Source organism: Micromonospora yasonensis, assembly GCF_026013475.1.
In the GTDB taxonomy this organism is placed as follows: domain Bacteria; phylum Actinomycetota; class Actinomycetes; order Mycobacteriales; family Micromonosporaceae; genus Micromonospora; species Micromonospora yasonensis.
This window is the reverse complement of sequence record NZ_JAPDPH010000313.1, coordinates 1-6,556: the sequence shown is the minus strand read 5'-3', so window position 1 is coordinate 6,556 and position 6,556 is coordinate 1. Positions and strand designations below refer to the sequence as shown.

The window sequence follows — 6,556 nt, the reverse complement described above, 5'->3', positions numbered from 1 at the left end:
TCCACCGACAAGGGCCGGCCCCACCAAGGGGCCGGCCCTTCGTCGTCTTCCGGGTCAGCCGCCGGAGTCGTCCAGCTCGGCGCCGTCCGGCGGGGTGTCGTCGTCGCGGCTGGCCAGCCACCCGTCGGGGAGGAAGACCTTGCCCGGGGAGTTGGTCCGGCCGCGCGGCTGGCCCAGGGTCTCGACCGGGAACGGCACGGCCGGGTCGAGCTTGCCGAGCAGGTCGTCGAGCTGGGCCAGGCTGTCGATCATCGCCAGCGAGCGGCGCAGCTCGCTGCCGATCGGGAAGCCCTTGAGGTACCAGGCCACATGCTTGCGGAAGTCGGTGCAGCCGTCCCGCTCGCCCCGGGCCGGATTGCGGGCGCCGGCCACGAACTGGTCGACCAGCAGTTCGGCGTGCCGGCGCATGGTCGCCGCCACCTCGCCCAGGCTGGGCAGCCGCCGCTCGGTCCGGCCGTTGAAGGCGGCCTCCAGATCGGCGAAGAGCCACGGCCGGCCCAGGCAGCCCCGCCCGATGACCACGCCGTCGACGCCGGTGTGGGCCACCATCCGGAGCGCGTCGTCGGCCTCCCAGATGTCGCCGTTGCCGAGCACCGGCACGTCCAGTGCCTGCTTGAGAGTGGCGATGGCGTCCCAGTCGGCGGTGCCCGAGTAGCGCTGCGCGGCCGTACGCCCATGCAGGGCGACCGCCGCCACCCCGGCGTCCTGGGCGGCGAGCCCGGCCTCGACGTACGTCAGGTGGTCGTCGTCGATGCCCTTGCGCATCTTCACGGTGACCGGCACCCCGGCGGGTGACGCGGCGTCCACGGCGGCCTTGACCAGCCGGGCGAAGAGCCGGCGCCGCCACGGCAGGGCCGACCCGCCGCCGCGCCGGGTGACCTTCGGAACCGGGCAGCCGAAGTTCAGGTCGATGTGGTCGGCGAGGTTCCGCTCGACCACGATCCGCACCGCGGCGGCGGTGATCTCCGGGTCGGTGCCGTAGAGCTGGAGACTGCGCGGCTGCTCCTCCGCCCCGAAGGCGATCATGCGCAGCGTCTTGGGGTTCCGCTCGACCAGCGCCCGGGTGGTGATCATCTCGCAGACGTAGATGCCGCCGCCCTGCTCGCGGCAGAGCCGTCGGAAGCCGACGTTGGTGATCCCGGCCATCGGCGCGAGCACGACCGGCGGCCACACCTGATGGGGGCCGAGGGTCAGCGGGCGCAACGGGGGCACAGTCACCGGACAAGTGTAAGGAGGGGCCCCCGCTTAACGCCTTTTGCATAGCAGGGGCCCCCTGTTAACAGGGCCGATATCACATCGGGGAGCATGCGTAGGGGTTGTGCACAGGGGGTGGGGGTTGTGCACAGGCGCGGGCGACGAATCCCGGGGGCGGCCACTCTGCGGGGATGGTTGACCACACGTTCGAGCTGGACGAGATCGCCGACCGCCAGCAGCAGATGGTGACCCGCGCTCAGTTGCTCGCCGCGGGCTTCGACGACATGTACCTCTACCGGCAAACCCGTCGCGGGCGCTGGCAGCGCGTGTTGCCGGCGACATACGGCCTGTTCACCGGCGAACTGACCGACGAGCAACGCCGAATCTCGGCAGCCCTGTACGCCGGCCCCGACGCCCAGCTGACCGGCCTGGCCGCGTTGGCCTGGTACGGCTTCCGCTACAGCCCCCGCTCCCCCGCGGTTCAGCTCATCGTGCCGCACCACGCCCGGCGGAAGTCCTCCGGTCACGCGGTGATCGCTCGGGCCCTGGCGCTCGACACCAAGGCCCGGCAGACGGCGTGGTATCCCGTCTGTTCTCCGGCCCGGGCCGTGGTCGATGCCGCGCGCGACCTGCGGCAGCTGCGCCCGGTCCGCGCCGTCGTCGCCGAAGCCGTCCAGCGGGGGTTCACGGATCTCGCCGCCCTTGACGAGGAGGTCCGCCGGGCACGACGGAGTCGCACCGCGCTGATCAGGAAGGCGTTCTCGGAGGTCGTCTCGGGCACCCGCTCCGCTCCGGAGGCAGAGCTGCGGGAGTGCCTGTCCGGCAGTCCGCTGCTGCCCGCGATCCGCTGGAACCCGCGCCTGTTGGCAGCAGACGGACGGACCCTGCCGACGCCGGACGGTTACCTGCCCGAGGCAGCGGTGGCGCTGGAGGTGGACTCGCAGGAGTACCACTTCCGCCCGGGCGACTGGGCCCGCACGCTCGACCGGCACAACGAACTGAGCCGGCTCGGCGTGTTGATCCTGCACTTCACGCCGGCCCAGATCCGGCGTGAACCGGTACGAGTCCGACGGACAGTGGAGGACGCGTACACCTCCCGGCGCGGCGTCGTGGTGCCCGTCCGAATCCACGACGACCCGACCTGAGGGTGTTAAAAGGGGGCCCCTTCTCTACCGAAAACGTTAAGAAGGGGCCCCTCCTTACACCTCAGCAGCCGGGGAGGCGCTCGATCAGGTAGCGCTCGACCTGGTCCAGGGAGATCCGCTCCTGGGCCATGGTGTCCCGGTTCCGCACGGTCACCGCGTTGTCGTCCAGGGTGTCGAAGTCGACGGTGACGCAGAACGGGGTGCCGATCTCGTCCTGGCGACGGTAGCGGCGGCCGATCGCCTGCGAGTCGTCGAACTCGACCACCCAGCGCTTGCGCAGGTCCGCGGCGAGCTGCTTGGCCTTGGGTGAGAGCGCCTCGTTGCGGGACAGCGGCAGCACCGCCGCCTTGACCGGGGCCAGCCGCGGGTCGAACCGCATGACCGTGCGCTTGTCGACCCCGCCCTTGGTGTTCGGCGCCTCGTCCTCGTCGTACGCCTCGAGCAGGAAGGCCAGCACCGCGCGGGTCAGGCCGGCGGCCGGCTCGATCACGTACGGGACCCAGCGCTCGCCCTTGGTCTGGTCGAAGTACGACAGGTCGACGCCGGAGTGCTTGCTGTGCGTGGACAGGTCGAAGTCGGTGCGGTTGGCGATGCCCTCCAGTTCGGCGAACTCGGTGCCGCCGAACTGGAACCGGTACTCGATGTCGACGGTGCGCTTCGAGTAGTGGGAGAGCTTCTCCTTGGGGTGCTCGTAGAAGCGCAGGTTGTCCGCGGAGAGGCCGAGGTCGAGGTACCAGTTCCAGCGCTCCTGGAGCCAGTACTCGTGCCACTCCTCGTCGGTGCCGGGCTCGACGAAGAACTCCATCTCCATCTGCTCGAACTCGCGGGTACGGAAGATGAAGTTGCCCGGGGTGATCTCGTTGCGGAACGACTTGCCGGTCTGCGCGATGCCGAACGGCGGCTTCTTGCGGGCGACCGTCTCCACGTTCTTGTAGTTGACGAAGATGCCCTGGGCGGTCTCCGGGCGCAGGTAGTGCAGGCCCTCGTCGCTCTCCACCGGGCCGAGGTAGGTCTTCATCAGGCCGTTGAACATCTTCGGCTCGGTGAAGGTGCCCTTGTTGCCGCAGTTCGGGCAGTTGATCTCGGACAGCGAGGTCGGCGGCCGGCCGTGCCGGGCCTCGAACGCCTCCTCCAGGTGGTCGGCGCGGAACCGCTTGTGGCAGGACTGGCACTCGGTCAGCGGGTCGACGAACTCGGCGAGGTGGCCGCTGGCCGCCCAGACCTGGCGGGCCAGGATGACCGCGGAGTCCAGACCGACCACGTCGTCGCGCTGCTGGACCATGGTCTTCCACCACTGCCGGCGGACGTTCTCCTTGAGCTCCACGCCGAGCGGACCGTAGTCCCACGCCGACCGGGTGCCCCCGTAGATCTCGCTGGAGGGGAAGACGAAGCCTCGGCGCTTGGCGAGGCTGACGACGGCGTCGATACGGTCGGCTGGCATGTTTCCTCCTACGCCGGCTGGCGGTCGGCGGGGGCGCGGTGAATGGAACCGGACGGTTCGGGACAACGGTACGGCGACCGGGGTCCCGAGCCCAGCAGAATACCGGGGCGCCGGTCAGCTCACCCCGCAGACCTCCATGGCGCCCGTCTGCTGGTCCGGCGCCAGCGTCACCGTCTGGGCCTCCTGCTTGCCGCCGGCCAGCGTCACGTTCACCGGTACGGTCAGCGTCTGGGTGTCGACCTTGCCCACCCGGAAGCCGGAGATCTGCGGCTCGGTGGCCACCCGCTGCTCGAACTCCGGCCGGGACTCGCGCCGCCGGGCGTCGTTGCAGAGCTGGTCGTACGCCTTGGACCAGTCCTTCTCGACGAGGGCCTGGTAGTAGTTGTCGGTGACCGTCCGGCCCTGTTCCTCGACGGCCTGGACGTTGCTCACCGCCAGCCCGACGACGGCCGCGCCGCCCCCGCCGCAGCAGATCAGCACGGCGAGCGCGCCGACGCCGAGGCCGAGCCAGAGCCGGGAGCGGCCGCCCTCGGTGGGCGGGGCGGCGAACGGCGGGGCGACCCCGGGGCCGGCGGGCGGCGCGGAGACGCCCGGCTCCGCCGGCGTCCCGGGCGGATCGCCGGACAGCACGGAGGGTGCCCCAGGCACCGGCGGGACGCCGGACGGCGCGGCCGGCGGGCCCGGTACCGGCGGGACACCGGACGGCTCGGGTGGTGGGGGTGGGACGGCCCCGGGAGCGGTCATACGCCAGAGGGTAGTGCCCCCGGCCTCAGCGGTAAGGACCTGCGGCCCGATCGCTGGCGACGACGACCACCTCGCCCTCGGGCGCGGCGCTGGCGAGGGTCTCGTACGCGGACGGCTCGTCGACCGACTGGGCCAGCAGCGGCACCGCGGTGACCTTGACGTCGAACCCGCCCAGCGCCCGCCGGTACGCCCCGACCGACTCCCACTCGGTGAGCAGGCACCAGTGCGTGGGGTCGTCCAGCGCCCGCATCAGCTCGCCGCGCCGGTAGCCGGGGCGGGCGGCGAGCGCGGCCAGCGCGGCGTGCGCCCGTTCGGTGAATTCGGGCGCCACCTCGGTGTCCACCACGAACCGGTTGGTGACCAGCACCGGCGTCCTCCTCGTAGAGTCTGTGGCATGCAGCCTACGCAGAGCCCCCTGCTGGCCCGGCTGGCCCGGCTCAACCCCACGACGGTTTTCCTGGCGACGCTGGTCCTGGTGCTGATGGCGATCTTCGCCCCCGGCCCGCTGGGCGGCGTGCTGTTGCTGCTGCTGGCCGCGGGGCTGGTGTGGTTGATGACCATCACCTGGCCGGTGCAGCGACCGGCCACCCGGGTGCTGCGGTTGGTGCTGCTCACCCTGCTGATCGCGGTCGCGCTGGCCAAACTGCTCTGATCCGGGCCCGGCCGGCCCTGACATGCAATCATGCGTTTTTGACAATCAATTTCGTTATCGCGGACAGTTGACGGCATGACCGTCCGCTTCGCCGTACGCGCCCTCGCCGCAGCCACCACCGCCCTGCTCACCCTCGCCGGCGCCGCTGCCTGCGCGACTGACGACGGCAGCGGGAGCAACCCGGACCGGGTCGAAGTGGTGGCCGCGTTCTACCCGCTCCAGTTCCTCGCCGAGCGGGTCGGCGGGGACGCCGTCACGGTCACCAACCTGGTCAAGCCCGGCGCGGAGCCGCACGACCTGGAGCTCCACCCGCGCCAGGTCGGCCAGGTCAGCGACGCGGAGCTGATCGTCTACCTCGCCGGCTTCCAGCCAGCGGTCGACGAGGCGGTCGCGCAGAACGGCGGCGACCGGGCCTTCGACGTCGCCGGCGTGCAGCCGCTGCGCGACGCCGCCGAGGGCGGGCACCAGCACGAGGGGGAGTCGGACCACGCGGAGAGCGGTGGCAAGGACCCGCACGTCTGGCTCGACCCGACCCGGCTGGCCACCATCGGCGACCGGCTCGCCGAGCGGCTCGGCCGGGCCGACCCGAACCGGGCCGCCGACTTCACCGCCCGGGCGCAGGCACTCCGCGCCGACCTGGACCGGCTGGACGCCGACTACACCCAGGGGCTGGCGACCTGCCAGCGGCGGGAGATCGTGACCAGCCACACCGCCTTCGGTTACCTCGCCGCCCGCTACCGGCTCGAACAGGTCGGCGTCACCGGGCTCAGCCCGGAGGGCGAGCCCTCCCCGCAGCGCCTCGCCGAGGTGACGGAGGAGGCCCGGGAGCACGGGGCCACCACGATCTTCTTCGAGACGCTGGTCAGCCCGAAGGTCGCCGAGACCGTGGCCCGCGAAGTCGGGGCGCGGACCGCCGTGCTCGACCCGATCGAGGGCCCGCCGGCCGACGGCGACTACCTCTCCGCGATGCGTACCAACCTCCAGACCCTGCGGACCGCCTTGGACTGCTCATGACCCCACTGATCCAGGTCACGCACGCCGCCGTCGGCTACGACGCCCGGCCGGTGCTGCGGGACGTCTCGCTCACCGTCACCGCCGGCGAGGTGGTCGCCGTGCTCGGCGCCAACGGCTCCGGCAAGTCCACCCTGATCCGCGCCGTGCTGGGCCTGGTCCAGCTGCGCGCCGGGTCGGTCACCCTCTTCGGCACCCCGCAGCGCCGCTTCCGGCAGTGGCACCGCATCGGGTACGTCCCGCAGCGGCTCGGCGCGGGCGGCGGCGTACCGGCCACCGTGGGCGAGGTGGTGGCCTCGGGGCGGCTGGCCCGGCGGGGGGTCCTGCGCCCGGCGGGCCGGGCCGACCGGGCGGCGGTCGCCGCGGCGC

Annotated in this window: 8 protein-coding genes; 4 read left to right on the top strand and 4 right to left on the bottom strand. The window is 72.1% G+C overall.

Translation table 11 applies throughout. From position 1 onward, the window contains the following. Positions 1 to 54: 54 nt before the first annotated feature. A complete protein-coding gene (gene dusB / locus ONA70_RS33795; protein ID WP_265010545.1) occupies positions 55 to 1,218 on the bottom strand; it encodes a tRNA dihydrouridine synthase DusB in 1,164 nt (387 codons plus the stop codon). 167 nt (positions 1,219 to 1,385) lie between these two features. On the opposite strand from dusB, the gene ONA70_RS33790 reads away from it, so the two are divergent. Then, a complete protein-coding gene (locus ONA70_RS33790) occupies positions 1,386 to 2,339 on the top strand; it encodes a type IV toxin-antitoxin system AbiEi family antitoxin domain-containing protein (protein WP_265010544.1) in 954 nt (317 codons plus the stop codon). Between the two features lie 61 nt (positions 2,340 to 2,400). On the opposite strand, the gene ONA70_RS33785 is transcribed toward ONA70_RS33790, so the two are convergent. The 3 genes from ONA70_RS33785 to ONA70_RS33775 all read right to left on the bottom strand — a co-directional run bounded on the left by ONA70_RS33785 (position 2,401) and on the right by ONA70_RS33775 (position 4,891). Continuing rightward, the gene (locus ONA70_RS33785) at positions 2,401 to 3,780 is read right to left on the bottom strand and encodes a glycine--tRNA ligase (RefSeq protein WP_265010543.1); all 1,380 of its coding nucleotides are present in this window, start codon (positions 3,778 to 3,780) and stop codon (positions 2,401 to 2,403) included. A 114-nt stretch (positions 3,781 to 3,894) separates the two neighbouring features. Next, positions 3,895 to 4,407 (bottom strand): Rv0361 family membrane protein, encoded by a 513-nt coding sequence (locus tag ONA70_RS33780; protein WP_265010546.1) that lies wholly within the window; start codon positions 4,405 to 4,407, stop codon positions 3,895 to 3,897. 142 nt (positions 4,408 to 4,549) lie between these two features. Continuing rightward, on the bottom strand, positions 4,550 to 4,891 hold the full coding sequence (locus ONA70_RS33775) for an antibiotic biosynthesis monooxygenase family protein (protein WP_265010542.1): 342 nt from the start codon (positions 4,889 to 4,891) through the stop codon (positions 4,550 to 4,552). A 27-nt stretch (positions 4,892 to 4,918) separates the two neighbouring features. Here ONA70_RS33775 and ONA70_RS33770 point away from each other — a divergent pair, with 27 nt between their 5' ends. The 3 genes from ONA70_RS33770 to ONA70_RS33760 all read left to right on the top strand — a co-directional run. Next, positions 4,919 to 5,176 (top strand): DUF6703 family protein, encoded by a 258-nt coding sequence (locus ONA70_RS33770; protein ID WP_265010541.1) that lies wholly within the window; start codon positions 4,919 to 4,921, stop codon positions 5,174 to 5,176. A gap of 75 nt (positions 5,177 to 5,251) precedes the next feature. Beyond that, the gene (locus tag ONA70_RS33765; RefSeq protein WP_265010540.1) at positions 5,252 to 6,190 is read left to right on the top strand and encodes a metal ABC transporter substrate-binding protein; all 939 of its coding nucleotides are present in this window, start codon (positions 5,252 to 5,254) and stop codon (positions 6,188 to 6,190) included. Next, the coding region (locus ONA70_RS33760; protein WP_265010539.1) for an ATP-binding cassette domain-containing protein at positions 6,187 to 6,556 on the top strand (370 nt) is incomplete at its 3' end. The genes ONA70_RS33765 and ONA70_RS33760, both read left to right, overlap by 4 nt.